Source organism: Halobacterium bonnevillei (assembly GCF_009831555.1).
Taxonomy (GTDB): Archaea; Halobacteriota; Halobacteria; order Halobacteriales; family Halobacteriaceae; genus Halobacterium; species Halobacterium bonnevillei.
On sequence record NZ_WUUU01000012.1, the window covers coordinates 1 to 15,995 of the forward strand.

Annotated in this window: 18 protein-coding genes; 8 read left to right on the forward strand and 10 right to left on the reverse strand. The window is 65.3% G+C overall.

Annotated elements, in window-relative coordinates:
- Positions 1–397: 397 nt before the first annotated feature.
- The 3 genes from GRX66_RS03275 to GRX66_RS03285 form a co-directional block, all read right to left on the reverse strand.
- Positions 398–1,054 (reverse strand): helix-turn-helix domain-containing protein, encoded by a 657-nt coding sequence (locus tag GRX66_RS03275; RefSeq protein ID WP_159525251.1) that lies wholly within the window; start codon positions 1,052–1,054, stop codon positions 398–400.
- Positions 1,055–1,279: 225 nt separating this feature from the next.
- Positions 1,280–1,960, reverse strand: coding sequence for a helix-turn-helix domain-containing protein (locus GRX66_RS03280; RefSeq protein WP_159525252.1), 681 nt, complete (start codon positions 1,958–1,960; stop codon positions 1,280–1,282).
- Positions 1,961–2,150: 190 nt separating this feature from the next.
- On the reverse strand, positions 2,151–3,101 hold the full coding sequence (locus tag GRX66_RS03285) for a hypothetical protein (protein WP_159525253.1): 951 nt from the start codon (positions 3,099–3,101) through the stop codon (positions 2,151–2,153).
- A gap of 137 nt (positions 3,102–3,238) precedes the next feature.
- Here GRX66_RS03285 and GRX66_RS03290 point away from each other — a divergent pair, with 137 nt between their 5' ends.
- Positions 3,239–3,505 carry a hypothetical protein gene (locus GRX66_RS03290; protein WP_159525254.1) on the forward strand — a complete coding sequence of 89 codons (267 nt, stop codon included), beginning with the start codon at positions 3,239–3,241 and terminating at the stop codon, positions 3,503–3,505.
- A 12-nt stretch (positions 3,506–3,517) separates the two neighbouring features.
- Here GRX66_RS03290 and GRX66_RS03295 read toward each other — a convergent pair whose 3' ends face one another.
- Complete coding sequence (locus GRX66_RS03295) at positions 3,518–4,894, reverse strand: aminomethyl transferase family protein (RefSeq protein WP_159525255.1); 1,377 nt, start codon at positions 4,892–4,894, stop codon at positions 3,518–3,520.
- 335 nt (positions 4,895–5,229) lie between these two features.
- Between GRX66_RS03295 and GRX66_RS03300 the strand changes: the two genes are divergently transcribed.
- Together GRX66_RS03300 and GRX66_RS03305 are read left to right on the forward strand one after the other, a co-directional pair.
- Positions 5,230–5,565: a hypothetical protein gene (locus tag GRX66_RS03300; RefSeq protein WP_159525256.1), complete on the forward strand. Its 336-nt coding sequence runs from the start codon at positions 5,230–5,232 to the stop codon at positions 5,563–5,565.
- An 88-nt stretch (positions 5,566–5,653) separates the two neighbouring features.
- On the forward strand, positions 5,654–5,827 hold the full coding sequence (locus GRX66_RS03305; protein WP_159525257.1) for a hypothetical protein: 174 nt from the start codon (positions 5,654–5,656) through the stop codon (positions 5,825–5,827).
- A 53-nt stretch (positions 5,828–5,880) separates the two neighbouring features.
- Here GRX66_RS03305 and GRX66_RS03310 read toward each other — a convergent pair whose 3' ends face one another.
- The gene (locus tag GRX66_RS03310; protein ID WP_159525258.1) at positions 5,881–6,093 is read right to left on the reverse strand and encodes a hypothetical protein; all 213 of its coding nucleotides are present in this window, start codon (positions 6,091–6,093) and stop codon (positions 5,881–5,883) included.
- 19 nt (positions 6,094–6,112) lie between these two features.
- Positions 6,113–6,970: a methylenetetrahydrofolate reductase gene (locus GRX66_RS03315; RefSeq protein ID WP_159525259.1), complete on the reverse strand. Its 858-nt coding sequence runs from the start codon at positions 6,968–6,970 to the stop codon at positions 6,113–6,115.
- A gap of 330 nt (positions 6,971–7,300) precedes the next feature.
- Here GRX66_RS03315 and folD point away from each other — a divergent pair, with 330 nt between their 5' ends.
- The 3 genes from folD (at position 7,301) to GRX66_RS03330 (ending at position 11,999) form a co-directional block, all read left to right on the forward strand.
- On the forward strand, positions 7,301–8,224 hold the full coding sequence (folD, locus tag GRX66_RS03320) for a bifunctional methylenetetrahydrofolate dehydrogenase/methenyltetrahydrofolate cyclohydrolase FolD (RefSeq protein ID WP_325063936.1): 924 nt from the start codon (positions 7,301–7,303) through the stop codon (positions 8,222–8,224).
- 330 nt (positions 8,225–8,554) lie between these two features.
- Entirely contained in the window at positions 8,555–9,811 is a 1,257-nt protein-coding gene (gene ilvA / locus GRX66_RS03325) for a threonine ammonia-lyase (protein WP_159525260.1), read from the forward strand.
- Positions 9,812–10,223: 412 nt separating this feature from the next.
- A complete protein-coding gene (locus tag GRX66_RS03330; protein WP_159525261.1) occupies positions 10,224–11,999 on the forward strand; it encodes a BCCT family transporter in 1,776 nt (591 codons plus the stop codon).
- Positions 12,000–12,104: 105 nt separating this feature from the next.
- Here GRX66_RS03330 and GRX66_RS03335 read toward each other — a convergent pair whose 3' ends face one another.
- Both GRX66_RS03335 and GRX66_RS03340 read right to left on the reverse strand, forming a co-directional pair.
- Positions 12,105–12,329 (reverse strand): hypothetical protein, encoded by a 225-nt coding sequence (locus tag GRX66_RS03335; protein WP_159525262.1) that lies wholly within the window; start codon positions 12,327–12,329, stop codon positions 12,105–12,107.
- Between the two features lie 91 nt (positions 12,330–12,420).
- Positions 12,421–13,020 carry a hypothetical protein gene (locus GRX66_RS03340; RefSeq protein WP_159525263.1) on the reverse strand — a complete coding sequence of 200 codons (600 nt, stop codon included), beginning with the start codon at positions 13,018–13,020 and terminating at the stop codon, positions 12,421–12,423.
- Between the two features lie 84 nt (positions 13,021–13,104).
- On the opposite strand from GRX66_RS03340, the gene GRX66_RS03345 reads away from it, so the two are divergent.
- Positions 13,105–13,521, forward strand: a complete 417-nt coding sequence (locus GRX66_RS03345; protein WP_325063937.1) for a hypothetical protein — start codon at positions 13,105–13,107, stop codon at positions 13,519–13,521.
- A gap of 126 nt (positions 13,522–13,647) precedes the next feature.
- Entirely contained in the window at positions 13,648–13,818 is a 171-nt protein-coding gene (locus GRX66_RS19410) for a hypothetical protein (RefSeq protein ID WP_201292902.1), read from the forward strand.
- A gap of 158 nt (positions 13,819–13,976) precedes the next feature.
- On the opposite strand, the gene GRX66_RS03350 is transcribed toward GRX66_RS19410, so the two are convergent.
- Together GRX66_RS03350 and GRX66_RS03355 are read right to left on the reverse strand one after the other, a co-directional pair.
- On the reverse strand, positions 13,977–14,417 hold the full coding sequence (locus tag GRX66_RS03350; protein ID WP_159525265.1) for a universal stress protein: 441 nt from the start codon (positions 14,415–14,417) through the stop codon (positions 13,977–13,979).
- Between the two features lie 304 nt (positions 14,418–14,721).
- On the reverse strand, positions 14,722–15,972 hold the full coding sequence (locus tag GRX66_RS03355) for a potassium channel family protein (protein ID WP_325063938.1): 1,251 nt from the start codon (positions 15,970–15,972) through the stop codon (positions 14,722–14,724).
- Positions 15,973–15,995: the final 23 nt, after the last annotated feature.

A 15,995-nucleotide genomic window follows, 5' to 3' on the forward strand; every position in this document is an offset into this window, starting at 1 on the left:
CGCTCGTCGGCGAAATGGCGGGCTCCACCGGCTGGCTCTCCCGGGAAGGGGGAAGATGCTGTTCCTCGTGCCGCTCGTGCGGCTCGCGAACCAGAAGCACGAGGACTTCAAAGACGAGTACGGGGACCTGGGAACGTCGAGCGTGTAGCGCCGCTGTCGCCCCTCGTCGGCGAGGTCGTGGTCACCCGCGACTCGCGTGACAGTCACCGAGTCGTCGGCAAACGGACGCTGCCAGCGGAAGCGACGCGTCATCGACCCACCGTATGCCGCCCGCGGGTTTCAGCGCTCGGGTTCGGGGCGCAGCGTTCGTCGAGCGGTCGTCAGGCACACCCACGTCTGTGGACCGGCGGGCGTCGGAGGGCTGGAATTCGACCCGTACTCCCCGACTGGCGCTCCGTCAGCGGTCGTCCTCGGAGTCGACCAGTGTCGCTTCGATGAGGCGCGCGGACCCCCGCCTGAGGCGGCCGCTGACTGCGGTCTCGGAGATGCCAAGCAGGTCGGACAGCCCGGACAGCAGGATGGAACGGGGCTCGTCGTAGTACCCGTGGACGTACGCGGTCATCAACGCCTCAATCTGCGGTTCGGTGAGCGGGAACCCGGAATCGACGTCCGTGTCCTCGGCCTGGTGCAACTCGAGGACGTCGAATCGGACGTCTTCTCGCCTGGCGAACGCGTTGATGTCGTAGAGTGCGTCGTGGCTCTGGAGCTGTAACTCCAGCAACCACCCGTCGTCTTTGCTCCGGGACTCCATGACGAGCCCGCCGACGTCCGCGACTGACGGCGTGACCAGTTTCGCTTCGTCGCTGTACGTGATCCGGTACGCCCGCCCGGACTCAGTTTGGGCGATCTCCGAGAACGACTCGACCGTGTGGTCGGCCGCTAGCTCCCGTTCGAACGCCTCGAAGTCGCGGGTTTCTACCCAGAAGAAGTGAGCGTCGTGCTGTGGGTCTGTTCCTGCGTCGGACACGACGCCGAGGTCGACGTCCGGAAGTGACCTGATGGTCGGCACGAGCGCGAGGTCGGGGTGTTTCACGAACACTCGTGTCGATATCATGGGGGAATCACCGGGAGTGACGCGTCGGCGTTGCGTTCGTCAGCTCGGTACCAGGCGGACGCTCAGCAATGACCGTGCTCGTCCGGGAGGGCGGGCGTCGAAGCCAGTCCGGGTGACAACCCGTCCCCGGGAGTCGACCGACCGACCACGCCGAACACGGTCCGACCAGCCCACCCGCTCGAAGCGCCGGCCCGCATCGACTGTCAGTTCCGGTTACACGCCGTTTCACTCTTTGCGGTAGTCGACGGCGAGCGTCGTCTCGATTAGCGATTTCAGCCCGCGCTTGATGCGGCCGCCGGCGGCCGACGGCGAGTGACCGAGTGCGTCCGCGACTGCTTCCAGTGACGCGTCGCGTGGCTCCGCGAAGTACCCGCGTTCGTACGCGGTCAGCAGCGCCGCTCGCTGCTGATCCGTGAGGGAGTCTCGGATCGGGTTCTCTACGTCGACGTCGCTCTGTCGGTGCAGGTCCAGCACGTCGAACTCGAATCCCTCGTCGCGAGCGTAGGTCCAGATGTTGTGGGCTGCCTCCCGGTCTGGGAGCAGCCACCGTTCGTGCCACCCGCGGGGGTCCTGCTCGCGCCCCTCGCTCCGGGCGTCGACGACGAACCCGCCGTCCCGCGTGACCCGGGGCCCCAGTAGTTTCGTCTCGTCGTCGAAGGCGACTCCCCAGAGGTTGCACCCTTCGAACGCCGGCAAAGGTCGAACGTCGCTCACGGTGTGGTCTCGTCGAAGCGTGGTTTCGAGCGTCTGCTCGTCCGCGTTCTCGAACGCCATCACGTACATGACCTGCCCGGGGTCCGTACTCGTCTCTGGGAGCACCCGGACATCTACGTCGGGGAGTTCGTCGAGCGTGTCTGCGAGGGCACCGTCCTCGTGGGCGAACCTCACTTCGGTAAGCGTCGACATGTGTTACTTGCTGTCAGTGCGCAATAGATATTGTCTCTCACAGGGCTGCTTAGTCGCTTCGGGTCATTTCACCGGCGACGGCCCGGACAGAAAGCTCGGTCGGTGAACGCCAGTCGCGTCGCGCGCTCGCCGGCGGATGGTGAACAGAAGGGACGGCGCGACGACGGGGAGACGAGCGGTGCCGGAACAGCTACTGAACGGCCGAGGCTTCCCGGAGGCAGTCGACGACGTCCTCGCGTGTGATCTCGCGTTCCCGCTCGGAGCCGAGACGGCCGACGACGAGATTCAGGAGGTTCAACTCCTGGAGCATCTCCAGGGCGTCCTCCCGCTCGATGTCGATGTCCTGTTTGACCTCGTAGATCGTACTGGAGTTCTTGACCGTCTCGATGAGCGTTTCGACGGTGACGTCCTCGGGCAGCCCGATGCCGTCCGAGAGCGCGATGGGCTGGCCGGCGGAGCCCGTCTGATAGGTGTCGGGCTCGTGGATGTCGTGTTCGATCATGTACCGCCGCACCGTCTCGCCGGTGACGTCCATCGGTAGTTCGTCGGCCATCGCGGCGAACGTGTCACAGGACTCGTAGACGTCGGCCAACAGTTCCGGGTCCTTGAATGGGGGGACGTCGCGGTCGTTCGGAGGGCCATCTGTCTGGAGTCGCGCAGTGGCGTCGACGTCGTCCGAGTCGTCGAACTCGCCGGGGTCAGACTCGTCGAACTCACTGGGTCCGGAGGCGCCCACCTCGGCACCGATAGCGTCGTCGAACGCCCCGGAATCCGCTCCGGAGCCCGTCGGTTCGTCGGACGCCTCGGGCACCGTCGCCGCCAGCGTGACTGTGACCGAACCGTCGGCGTCGAGAACGGCGTCGACCGGCTCTACTCCGACGTCGTGGTCGGTCCGCAGCGGGAGACAGGCCGTCGAATCGAGCGCGAACCGGACCGTCCCGTCGGGACCGACGCGCGGGTCGCAGAGCCTCGTTCCGTCGGCGTGGGTTTCGACGGACACCGTGAGTTCGAGATTCGCCCTGAGTCGCTGGTCGTCCACGTCGGTCACTTCTGCCAGGTCGAGACTCTCGACTGCCTCGCCTCGGCGCTCGCAGTCGTCTAGAAATCGGCCGAGTTCCTGTAGTTCACTCCCGACTCCCATGTTACGTGTTGACAGGCTCGGCGGTCGGATGAAGGTAAACGATGAATTATGTAGGTCCTTAAGCACCCGGTGCCCGTGACCCCCGTCCGCGAGGCGAGAGTGATACGATTTTACCTCTGGAACGCCCAGTTCCACCAATGGCTCGTCTCAACGTTGCGCCCGGGCCGAACGCGAACGATGCGTTCCGGCTCGGCCTCACAGTGGCCGCCCTCGCCGGGCTGGTCCCCCTCGCAGTCCTGTACGCGCAGGGAACACTGCCCTTGCGCCTGGTCGGGTTCGTCCTGTTGACGCTGTTCCCCGTCTACCTCATCTTCTCGGCGTCAGCCCTGAGCGTCTGGCTCGGGTTCGACAAGGACGAAACCGACCTCCGGCCGGTCTACCGGAACCGCGAAAAGCGGCCTTAGCCGACGGTCAGGTCACTCCTCGCTGTCGCGTTTCGCGTTCAGCTTCGCCTGCTCGCGAGCGCTCGGGTTGACCGACTCCTTGAAGGGGACCTTCGCGACAGTGGCGAACACGGGTTCTCCGGGTTCCTCGCTGTACTTGTCGGGGAGGTGTACGCGGAACTCGGTGTCCAGGTCGGCGTCGTAGACGCGGTCGTCGAGTGGCGCCTCCAGTTTCTCCGCCGGCACGAAGCCCAGCGCGATGTTCGTCTCCAGGTCTGGGTTGTACCACGGCGACGTGACGTACCCGCACTCCTCGCCCGTCTCGGGGTCCGAGATGAGCCAGAAGTCCGGCGCGTAGTCGCGGATCGGCTCGCCCGCCATCTTCAGGCCGACGAGCTTGAGATTGAACGGGTACTCGCCGTTCTCGATCTGTTCTTTCTGTTCCTCGAGCGCTTCTTTCCCGACGTAGTCGCCGGCCTTGTCGTCCGGCACGTGGTATCCGAGGTTCACCTGGAACGGTGACGTCTCGTGGTCCATGTCCTGGCCCCACGAGAGGATGCCGGCGGCGATTCGGCGGTGGTGACCGGGCGCGATCTGCATCCCGCCGTGGTCTTTCACCGAGTCCAGGACCGGGTCCCAGACGCGCTCGGCGTTCTTCGAGGCCTCGCGCACGTAGATCTCGAAGCCCTTCTCCCCGGAGAAGCCGGTCTGGCTCACGAGGACGTCTGCCCCGTTGATTTCGGCGTCCATCAGCCCGTAGTAGGGGATGTCGCTGACCTCCTCGCCGACGACGTCGATCATCACGTCCTCCGAGCGCGGGCCCTGAATCTGCATCGGGGCGACGTCGATTTCGTCGACCTCCACGTCGAAGTCCATGCCGACGTTGACGCCCTGAATCCACTGCATGAGCGTCGAGTCCGAGATCGAGAACCAGAACTCGTCGTCGGCGACCCGCAGGAGCACTGGGTCGTTGAGGATGCCGCCGTCTTCGTTGCAGAGGATGACGTACTTGCCGTGCATCGACTCGATTTCGGTCGCGTCCCGCGTGATGAGGTAGTCCGTGAGCGCCTCGGCGTCCGGTCCCTTGACGCGAATCTGGCGTTCGACGGCGACGTCCCAGAGGGTGACGGCGTTCGTCAGCGCTTCGTACTCGGCCATCGCACCACCGTCCTCGGGTTCGACGAGCCCCCTCGGGTGATAGATTCGGTTGTAGACGGTACAGCGCCAGGCGCCCTCCTCGTTGAACGACTTGTCGAAGAACGGCGACTTGCGGACGCGCGTGGAAACGAGCATCTCGATACCGGGGTCACCGGTCTGCCGCAGGTTCCGTGGGAGTACGCGGTCCGACTGGTCGACGCTGGGGTGGTTCGGGTGGTCCGCCGACTGCTGTGGGGGTTGGTTGTCCGACATCGGTACATGGTACCGCTCATCCCACCGTGATAAAAGAACGGCGCGATGGCCCACTCGACGAGTCCGCAAGAACGCCGTAAACGCCCTGATAGTGGAAAATACGGGGTTTTGCCGGGTTTTCTCCGCCGGCGGAATCCCGGTCCAGACGCGTGGGACGCGGCAAACCACGTTATTTCGGATGTTCGACGTGTTGTGCTTCGAAGCCACAATCCGCCCGGCGTTCCGCACACTGAAAGCACGGGAGGGCTCTCTCGACGGCCCAGAGAGTCAGTCCGCGTTCCTGACGGGCGAGTGTCACCCGCAGCTATTTCGTCACCGGGTTCCTGCACCACACCATGGACGACCGAATGGACGAGGTGCCCGACGCCGACCCAGTCGTCTCGTGTTCGCTGCAGGGCGGGACGATCTCGGTGTTCGAGGACTGCGTCCTCATCGACCGGTCGTCCGCGTCGATGTTCGAGGACAAACGGATTCCGTTCGAGGAGGTCGAGGGCGTCGAATACGAGCGCGGATTGATGACTGGTCACGTTCAGGTCCTGCAGACCGACGTCGAACCGGCGGACGCGGGCTTCCTGAGCCATCCGGTCGACGAGAACACGCTGTACGTTCCGCGCGGGCAACGGGACTGTGCGCAGCGGCTCCGTGACGCCATCCTCGAACGAAGCGTGTGACGTGTGAATCAGTGTCACAGGCCGTCTACGGCAAGTTTTCGGGGTATTACCCGCAAGACTTTCCCGCGTCTACCGCGTTCTCTAAAGTATGCAACAGACGCAATCCGAATCCGAAGAGCGACAGTCCGACGACCAGCCCACCTTCCAGAACTACATGCCTGGGATGCCCCGGGCATCGAACGAGCCCGGCCTCGTCGAGCGGTTCCTCACGCGACTGTTCCGCCCCCGCGGCGAATACCGCGTCCGCGTCCGCCGCGAATAGGCCCTCGGTCGAATCGACTCGCGCGAGTCGGTCGCCAGCGCACGCGAGGCGACTCAGTTCTTCTCGGAATCGTCCCACGCCGACGGCTCAACGCCGAGCCACCGGACCAGCGTCGGGTACGCGAGTACGACCGCGACGACCACCACGAGTTCGACGACGATGCCGACGTCACCCGCGACGGCGCGGAGCGCGCCGATGACGAGCAACACGATGAGCAGATTCGCGACGTAGTGCGGGACGAGTCCCAGTTGGCGTTCGACGTTCATGGTAGCTGGTCGTGACCGTTCATCCCTGGAGACGCTTGTGTCGCCACGTCTCGGTGTCGGGCACCTGATTGAACGTGTAGACGTGGAGTCCCCGGATGTCGTACGTCGGGTCGTCGGCGTACGGCGCCAGGCCGTCGACGAGTTCGTCGGGCGTGTACTTCCCCCGCGACCCGATGAGCTGGCGGATGAACCCGAGCACGCCGCTGGTCTTCTGCAGGAAGCGGACCGAGTCGCCGACGCCGACCTTCTGGGAGATGCCGAGCAAGCGCTGGTACTTCATCACGCCCGGGATGCCGACCTCGACCGGGAGGTCGATGCCGCGGTCGCGTATCTGTTCGATCCACGAGACGACGGCCGCGGGGTCGTAACAGAGCTGCGTGACGACGTACGTGGCGTACGGTTCCTTGGCGGCCATTGCTTCCTCGAGGGTCTCGTCGCTGAGGAAGTCGTGGCCCTCCGGGTAGCCGGTGATCCCGACGTCGTCGAAGCTGTACTCGAGGTCCTCGAGTGCCTGGAGCATGTCGAGGGCGGAGTCGAACTCGCCGGCTGGCTCCTCGCGGTCGCCACCCGGAACGAAGATGTCCGTGACGCCGGCGTCGACGAGCCGAGCCGCGACCTCGTCGAGGTGGTCGCTGTCCCGGACGTAGCGTGCAGCGATGTGTGGAACGATCTCGTAGCCCTCCGCGGCCGCTTCCTCGGTCCACTCGATGGTCGCGTCCAGCCCGAGCGTCGGCGACGTCGTGATTGCGATCGTCGCCCCGTCCGGCAGGTGGACCATCTGCTCGCCGAAGCTGTCGAACGGCATCAGTTCGTACCGTGGTTCGTCGAGCAACCCCACCTCGTCGGCAGTCGGCGTCGAAGATATGTCCAGTGACATGCTTGCTGTCCGGGGTCCGGCGTTCACGGTGGCCGCCGTGTCGCGCGGCCATCTCTGGGTCCCGTGTCGCTCGGACGGTGACTGTGGGTTGGGGCGACACGGCAATTAGGTCTTTCCCGCGCCACCGTCTGACCGTGGAATCGGCGTGCGCGCCCGAGAGACGGCAATTCCTGACAGGCTGCTAGTAGGCTGTGGAACGGTCCGTTGTCGTCACCGGTCGCTCCGTCAATACTTCGACCACACCCACGATTTGATACGGCCGCCGCGAGAACAGCCGGACACAATGCACTGCTTTCACACAGCGCCGGCCGCTGCCGGGGCCGTGGTAGCGTGACGGCGTCCGAGCGTGAGGGCGTCCTCGACGGGAACGTCCTCGATGGCAACGCCGTCAGCGACCGCATCCGCGAGGACCTCCGCGAGTCCATCGACGCGCTCGACGACGCGGGCGTCACGCCGAGTCTCGCGACGGTCCTCATGAGCACCGACCCCGCCAGCGAGACGTACGTCTCGATGAAACAGCGGGCCTGCGACGACCTGAACATCGACAGCGTCCACCGAGAACTCGACGCGGACGCGCCCGCGGCCGAACTCTACGACACCATCGACGATCTGAACGCGGACCCGGACGTCGACGGGATCCTCGTCCAGATGCCCGTCCCCGACCAGGTGGACAAGCGCCGCGTCCTCCGCAGTATCGACCCGGCGAAGGACGTCGACGGTTTCCACCCCGAGAACGTCGGTCGCCTCGTCGCCGGGGACCCGCGATTCAAGCCGTGTACGCCCCACGGCATCCAGCGTCTGCTGGACGCGGCAGACGTGGAAACCGAGGGCGCCCACGCCGTCGTCGTCGGTCGGTCCGACATCGTCGGGAAGCCAATGGCGAACCTCCTCATCCAGAAAGCGCCGGACGGCAACGCGACGGTGACAGTCTGTCACTCGCGGACCGAGGACCTCGCGTCGATGACGCGCCAGGCCGACATCGTCATCGCCGCCGCCGGGTATCCCGAACTCATCGACGGGTCGATGATCGGGGACGGCGCCGCAGTCATCGACGTCGGCGTCAACCGCGTCGACGCGGACACCGAGAAGGGCTACGAGCTCGTCGGCGACGTCGACTTCGAGAGCGCGAAGGGCCCGGCGGACGTCATCACGCCGGTTCCCGGCGGTGTCGGTCCGATGACGATCACGATGCTGCTGTACAACACGGTGAAAGCCGCGAGCCAGCAGGCCGACGTGTCGGTCGAACTCCCATAGCGGGGCCCGGGCGGCGGCTCGTTGCGACGGCGGCATATTTCGTCGGAGACGCTGGCTCGTAGCGCCAGGGTCGTAATTGCCATCGGAGCGGTGCTGTCGTCGCGACGCGAACCGGAAACGTAGCAGCGAGCTAGTAGGAGTTGTTCTCGCGCCCGCGAGGGGAGTTCGCGGCGCGGACGCGACAAAACCGCCGGCCAGCGAGCTGGTATCGGGAACAGCAGCGGTTCGAGGCCGTGACGCTTATCTGTCGATTCGGCGGATGTTGCACGTAGAACCTCCGGCGTTCGGGCGCAGCCCGGGACCCGAACTGCCGGCACCGGTGACAAAGTCATGGCTCAGGACACCCACGAATCAGTCTCGTTCGCCGACATCGAGGCCGCACAGGACCGACTCGACGACCCGAGCGTCGTCAAACCCACGCCCGTCGAGCGGAGCACGACCCTCGAGGCGGAGACGAGCGCCGACGAGGTCGCACTGAAACTCGAACACCTCCAGTGGACGGGCTCGTTCAAGACGCGCGGCGCGTACAACAAGATACGGGCGTCCCTCGCCGAAGGCGACGTCGACCACGTCGTCGCTGCGAGCGCGGGCAACCACGCACAGGGCGTCGCGCTCGCAGCGACGAAACTCGGGGTCGAATCCACCATCGTCATGCCCAGGAACGCCCCCCAGACCAAGATCGACGCGACTCGCGGGTACGGCGCCACCGTGGACCTCGTCGGCCAGGACTTCCAGGCGGCGATGGCGCACGCCAAGGAGCTGGTCGAAGGCGGGGACGCCGAGTTCGTGCACGCGTACGACGACCCGGCGATCGTCGCAGGCCAGGGCACGCTCGGCGTCGAGATGTACGAGGACCGGCCCCACGTCGACACGGTCGTCGTGCCGATCGGCGGCGGCGGTCTCATCAGCGGCATCTCGACGGCGTTCGCGGAACTCAGCCCGGAGACGCGGGTCGTCGGCGTCCAGGCAGTGGGCGCCGCGACTGTCCCCGACAGTCTCGACAAGGGTGTGCCACAGACCCTCGAGTCCGTGGACACCATCGCCGACGGCATCGCGACCGGCGGCGTCTCCGAACTCACGCTGTCCATCATCGAGGACAACGTCGACGAGGTCGTCACGGTGACGAACGGCGAAATCGCCGACGCCATCCTGCTGTTGATGGAGCGCGCCAAGCAGGTGGTCGAGGGCGCCGGCGCGGCGGCCGTCGCAGCCATCCGCTCCGAGGACCTCGACGTCAGCGACGAGACCGTGATGCCGCTGCTCTGCGGCGGGAACCTCGACATGACGATGCTGCGCACCGTCCTCATCCACGCGCTCACGCGTCGCAAGCAGGTCGTTCGGCTCCGAGTCCACATCGAGGACACGCCCGGCAAGATGGCCGAACTCTCCGGCATCATCGCGGACCACGACGCGAACATCCAGACCGTGCGCCACGACCGCGCCCTCGAGGACCTCGACGTCGGCGAGGCCTACCTGATCTTCCAGATAGAGACCAGCGGCAGACAGCACACGCGGAACATCGTGGATTCCATCGCCGACAACGGCTACCTCGTCGACGTCGAGAACCAGCCCAGCGGCGAGTTCTGAAACGGATCGGCGACGCCCGCCGGCGGGTCCCGGCGCCGAATCGAGAACGCTTCGGGGGTCGGCCGCCCGAGTAGAGAGAGTGCTTCAGACGCCCCGTTTCGACGGTTCTGACGACCTGCCTTCGGCTCCCCTCGGTCGCGGATTTCGGACGACCTGACACTGCCGCAAGCGCCAAATAGCACGCCTGAACCACCACGTCACTTAAAGTCCGACATAATTTGCCATCAATATTTATAAACAATCCTAGCCATGCTTCCGCCGAGGCCCGCCACATGCTAACCAATACCATTATACCGTCGTCGGAGGGGATACCAACCCGCGAGGGAGGAATCCACCGCGAAAGACCGTCACGGATTGCATCGGCACAGAGAGGAGGCTATCGAGTTCGCAGAAACGACCCGGAGGGTCCAGTATGACCGACGGCGAGGACGAAGCGGTCGGCGAGATGTCGGACGGCCTCCAGGTGGAGCTGTTCCACCCGGACTCGGACCGCGAACCGGGCGACACCAACATCCAGAAGTGGGGATTCGACATCCACCCGGTGGTGTTTCCGGTGGCGCTCGCCGTCATCGCGTTGTTCATCGCCGTCACAATAATCCTCGGCCAGGACGCCGCCGACGCATACACGTGGCTGTTCAACTTCATCGGCGACAACTTCGGCTGGTTCTACCTGCTGGCGGTGAACTTCTTCATCGTCGTACTGTTGTACTTCGCGCTGAGCAAGTACGGAAACATCAAGATTGGCGGCGTCGAGGCCGACAAGGAATTCAGCGACTTCTCGTGGATGGCCATGCTGTTCAGCGCCGGCATGGGGATCGGCCTCATGTTCTTCAGCGTGCTGGAACCCGTCTTCTACTTCTCGAGCGTTCCGGGGTTCTGGGGAGCTGAAGCAGGGACAGGCGCCGCGGCCTCCGCCGCGATGGCGCAAACCTTCTTCCACTGGGGCTTCCACCCGTGGGCCATCTACGGGCTCGTCGGGCTCGGACTGGCATTCTTCTCGTTCAATCGCGGGCTGCCGCTGACGTTCCGGTCGATCTTCTGGCCGCTGCTCGGCGAACGGATCTACGGTTGGCCCGGGCACATCATCGACCTCGTGACCGTGTTCGCGACACTGTTCGGCCTGGCGACGTCGCTCGGCCTCGGTGTCGCACAGGTCAACCGGGGAATCCAGTACGTCTCCGTCGACATACTTGGCGTTCTTGGGAGCGTCCCGAACACCACGATGTCGCAGATTCTACTGATCGCGCTCATCACCGGCATCGCGACGTTGTCAGTCGCTGCCGGTCTCGAAGGTGGGGTCAAGCGACTGAGCACGCTCAACCTCTACCTGATGTTAGCCCTGCTCGGATTCCTCCTGATCGTCGGACCCACCATCTTCATCTTCGGCGCGTGGGTCGAAGGGCTGGGCACGTACTTCGGGAACGTCATCGAACTCGGCTTCTTCCGGGGTGCGATGGGCGCCGGTGGTGGAACCGTGACCGCGTGGACAGTGTTCTACTGGGGCTGGTGGATCGCGTGGTCGCCGTTCGTGGGGATGTTCATCGCCCGCATCTCCAAGGGACGGACCATCCGCGAGTTCGTGCTCGGGGTTCTGTTCCTCCCGGCGCTGTTCTCGACCATCTGGCTCGCGACATTCGGTGGCAGCGCGCTAGCGCCGTCGGTCACGGGCGAAGGCACTGGCGCGGTCGTGGGCGCGTACAACGAACTTGGCTACGCCGCGTTCGAAACGCTCGGAATGTTCGTGACGCTGGAGCAGTACCCGCTCGGCGCCATCACCGCGTCGCTGGCAACGCTGCTCGTGATCACGTTCTTCGTCACGTCCTCCGACTCGGGGTCGCTGGTCATTGACCACTTGACCTCGGGCGGCAAGCACGACGTGCCGAAGACCCAGCGCATCTTCTGGGCCGTCACCGAAGGCGCAGTCGCTGCGCTGCTCCTGTACGGCGGCGGCCTGGACGCGTTGCAGACCGCAGCGATCACGACCGGGCTGCCGTTCGCGTTCATCCTCTGCCTGATGAGTTACACGGTGTATCTCGGCCTCAGCAACGAGTACGAGATCCTCGAGTCTGAGGAGTTCGCGGAAACCATCGAAGACATTGCGGCCGAAGGTGACGTGGAGGTGGTAACGACTGGCGACCAGATGGTGACGGACATCAGCGAGGAGGACGAACCAGCGAGCGGCGACTGACGCGACGACGCGACGCCTGACGACTCTCCTTTTTCGTGCTGTTCCCGGGCCGCCAGCAGGTCTGCCGTGCGACAGACTGCGCCAGTAGCAACGAGGACCCGTCGGTCAGTAGTACTTCCACTCGTCGTCGTCCTCGCTGCGTTCGACGCTGTCGTCCTCCTCAGGCTCCCGGTCCTCGGGCCACTCGATGCCGTCACCGCGGAGGCTCTTGTACGCGAACGAACCGAGAGCGACGAGCGCGAGCACGAGCACGAGCGTGCCTGCGAGGACTGCGACCTGGCCGACCGATTCCAGGAGCCCGCCACTGATCTGGAGTATCGCGGCGCTCATACGACTACTCACGGGCTCTGAGAGCAAGTGTCTTCGGCGTCCCAGCGGGAATCTGTCGTCGTCGACTCGGTGGCCGCGCTCCCGTTCTGTGCTACGACTTCGCGGCCACGGTTCGTTCGCTGTGCACCCAGGTCCGGGTCGTCCCGCCGACCCCGAACGCGGCGACGAGCACCCACGCGATGAACGACACGAGCAGTGGGACGGCCACCCAGCAGAGGGCGCTGAGTATCGCTGCGAACAGGACGCCCTGCCGGGGTCGATGCGGGCCGTTCAGCCCAGTGAGCAGCGTTCCGACGACCAGGAAGCCGAGGCCGCCGACGACTGCCGCTCCAATCGCCGGAATTGCCACGATGAGGAGGGCGAGTGGCGTCGTGAGCAGCCCGGCCTGTACGAGCACATTGTTGACGAACAGGGCGACGAAGGCGACGATGGCGAACGCCACCAGTCCGTACACGATGGCGACCTTCGGCCGGTCGATTGTGTCCCCGACCGCGCTGTCGACAGTCTCCCGTCGCCAGGTGAGGAATCCGACACCGACGACCCCGACGACTAGGGCCGCGACGGCGGCCCGCACAACTGCGGGCACGTCCACGACGACTGACGGGTCGACGGACTGCGCGGCCACTCCACCCGGGACGACCAGTAGCGCAGCCAGCACAGTCGTCGTCCAGCTGCCGACAGATGTTCGCATGCCCCACTCCTCAGGCTCCCAGCGGGAAAAGCTATCGCCGGCACAGCCGGACAGTTTATGCGAATTGCGGCCCAAATTTCGGCCGTGCGAGGGGCACTGCGCGCAATATTCGGGTGGGTTCAGTGGGTCGGCAAGCGCGTCGCAGCGCCGCTCAGGAAGCGAGATGGGCCGAACAAGTTCCGACTCTCGAGCGCGGACACCGGGACGACGACGTACGACGGGTCGGTCGGATGGGGGAATCGGCCGCCTGCGGTGCTGGAGTGCCCCCGGTGCGCGTCGGACATCTTCCAGCACAACGCCCACGACGGCATCGACTGTCCGCGGTGTGTCGCGGAGTTCAGCTACGAGGAGTTCGCGGACCTGGAGTTGCGGTACCTGCAGTGTCCGGTCTGCCGGAGCAAGATGCAACACGGCCAGCGCCATCCCCACCAGTACGACTTTCCGGAGTGGGCGACGTGCGACGGCTGTCGGTACCACTGGGAGTTCAAACACTCCTACTAGGACAGATCGACATCGGGACGTCGTCCGGCGGACCCGCTGAGCGTTCGAAGCGGCTGCGGTGCCAGTTCAGCCGGCACGTCGGGGAAACCTAGTTAGTGGTCGCGAGTTTGGGTCAGGTAGAGCACTATGGGGGACATCATCTCGACGGGGCTCGCCGTCCTGGCAGTCGCGCTGACAGGTGTCGCGCTGTTCGCCCTGGCCGTCGGTAACTTCACCGCGGCCGGGATGAGCTTTCTCAGCATGAGTCTCGTGATCTACATGCGGGAAACCAGAAGGCAAGAGGATACGGCGGAGTAGCCGAATGCGACAGACTGCCGCAGCTGTGTGGCCGGTAAGCGCACCAGCAGTATCCGACGGCCGGTCCGCGAACTGGCGACAGCTTCAGTGGCCGACCTGGCCCGACGCAGCTGTGCGTGCGGCGGTTCGGCGGCCGCCTGTGACGGGAGTGACAGTCGTCAGTCGTTGACGGACATCCGGACCGTCAAGACCGGCACTTCCGACGTCCGCACGACCTTGTCGGAGGTGCTCCCGAGGAGCGCCTTGAACTTGCCCTGGTAGGCCGTCCCGAGCACGATGGCATCGAGATCGTTGTCATTCGCGTAGTCGACAATCTCCTCCGCGGGCGACCCGGTTCTGATCGCAGTCGTACAGTCGACGTCCACCTCCGCCGCTTTGTCACAGATCTCCGACGTGGCTTGTTCGCCGTACTCCCGGTAGTCCTCGCGCATCTCCTCCTCGTCGTCGCGGATGTAGACTGTTCGCGGCGCGCCCGGCAGGTCGATCACGTAGAGTGCGTGGATCGATGCGCCGAGTGCCGCTGCGAGTTCGATTCCCTGTTCGGCGCCTCGTCGCGCTTCGTCGCTCCCGTCGTACGGAATAAGGATGGTGTCGTACATTGCTCGTCCCTCGTTACCAGTTCACATATCGTATAAAAATAACTTTGGGGCAAACGACCACCGAGTGGGTTCCGCTCGTGACCACTGCTGCAGCGCCGCGACAAAACCGCCCTCCGTCGGTCACATCGCGGGATTCGCCGGGGTGTTTGAGGGGCGATCGGCCGAAACAATTCGTAACAGTATTCTTTTATTTTGTAATTGAACCTCGGCGGGAACCCGGCGGCTGTGGCGACTCGTCGTACCCGCCGGATTCCCGTAACGAACGAAGGACGCGCGTAGCCTCGTCGCCTGCGGCCGATTTCTTTCAGCCGCCGGCGTCGACATCCGGTTCGTCGTCGTCCGCGTCCCGCTGCTCCTCGCCTTCCCCGCCAGTCTCCCGGCGGACTGCCTGCCCCAGCATCTGGCCGCCGATGATCGTCGGGCTGATGACCTCGTCGGCGCCGACGTTGTCGAGTTTGTCGACGTGCTTCTGGTTGGTCGCCGCAGCGACGATGCGTACGTCGGGGTTCTCCTGTCGGGCTGCGAGCACCGCGAGCACGTCGCGGGCGTCGTCCTCGGTGGCCACGACGACTCCGCTGGCACTGTCGACCCTCGCGTCGCGAAGCGTGTCGGCGTCCGTCGGGTCCGCGGTCAACACGTTGACGCCTTCCTCCCGCAGTTTCGTGGCGCTGTCAGTGTCCTCCGTCACGACCACGATGTCCGTCGTGCCGACGAGTTCGTCCAGGAGTGGTTCCGTGATTTCGCCGTAGCCGAGGACCAGCACGTGGTCCTCGAACAGTGAGAGCTCTGATGCGTTCATGATTCCGAATGCGTTCGAGATCCGCGACTCGATGGCCGGAACGAGCAGCGACCCGGTCGCGACGGTGAACGACCCCGTCGCGAGGACGATGACGGACAGGGTGAACAGTTTCGCGACCTGCGTCGTCGGCGTGGCGTCGCCGTACCCGACGGTCGTTCCGGTGACGATGATGTAGTAGAACGCGTCGGTCAGCGTCCCGACGCCCACGAATTCGTCGCGCATTACGTACGCGCCGACCGTCCCGTAGACCTGGGCGCCGACGAACGCCGTCAGCGAAGCGATCTGGAACGGCGAGAGGTCAAGCGCCTGGTCGAAGTGCTGGCGGTTCCGGACCGCGTGCGGTAACGCCACGGCGCCGATCAGGAACAGCGGCACGTCGATGGCATCGGCGGTCAACAGCGGGAGCAGCATTGCCAGCGGCAGCGCGACGAGGACGCCGTACCACGCGACCTTGACCCGGCGCTGGATGCCGACGGTCAACACCCCGATCACGAAGGCGAAGAAGACGCCGTACAGCAGCACGAGGCTCTGGGCGCCCGGGAACAGCGAGGCCAGCGGACCGTTGAGCGTCTCGGCGCCCCCGCTCAGGTGGGACAGCCCCGTGATGAACGAGACGACCGCGAACGCGGACAGCAACAGGACGGTGGTCTTCGCGTCGCTGAACGACGCCCAGTCGACGAGGCGCACGCGCTCGGCGTGGTCGAACAGTTCGTCGAGGGCCGCGTTCGGATGCCCGTCCCGTGTATCACTGGCCACTCGAAGCAGTACGGACGGTCGAC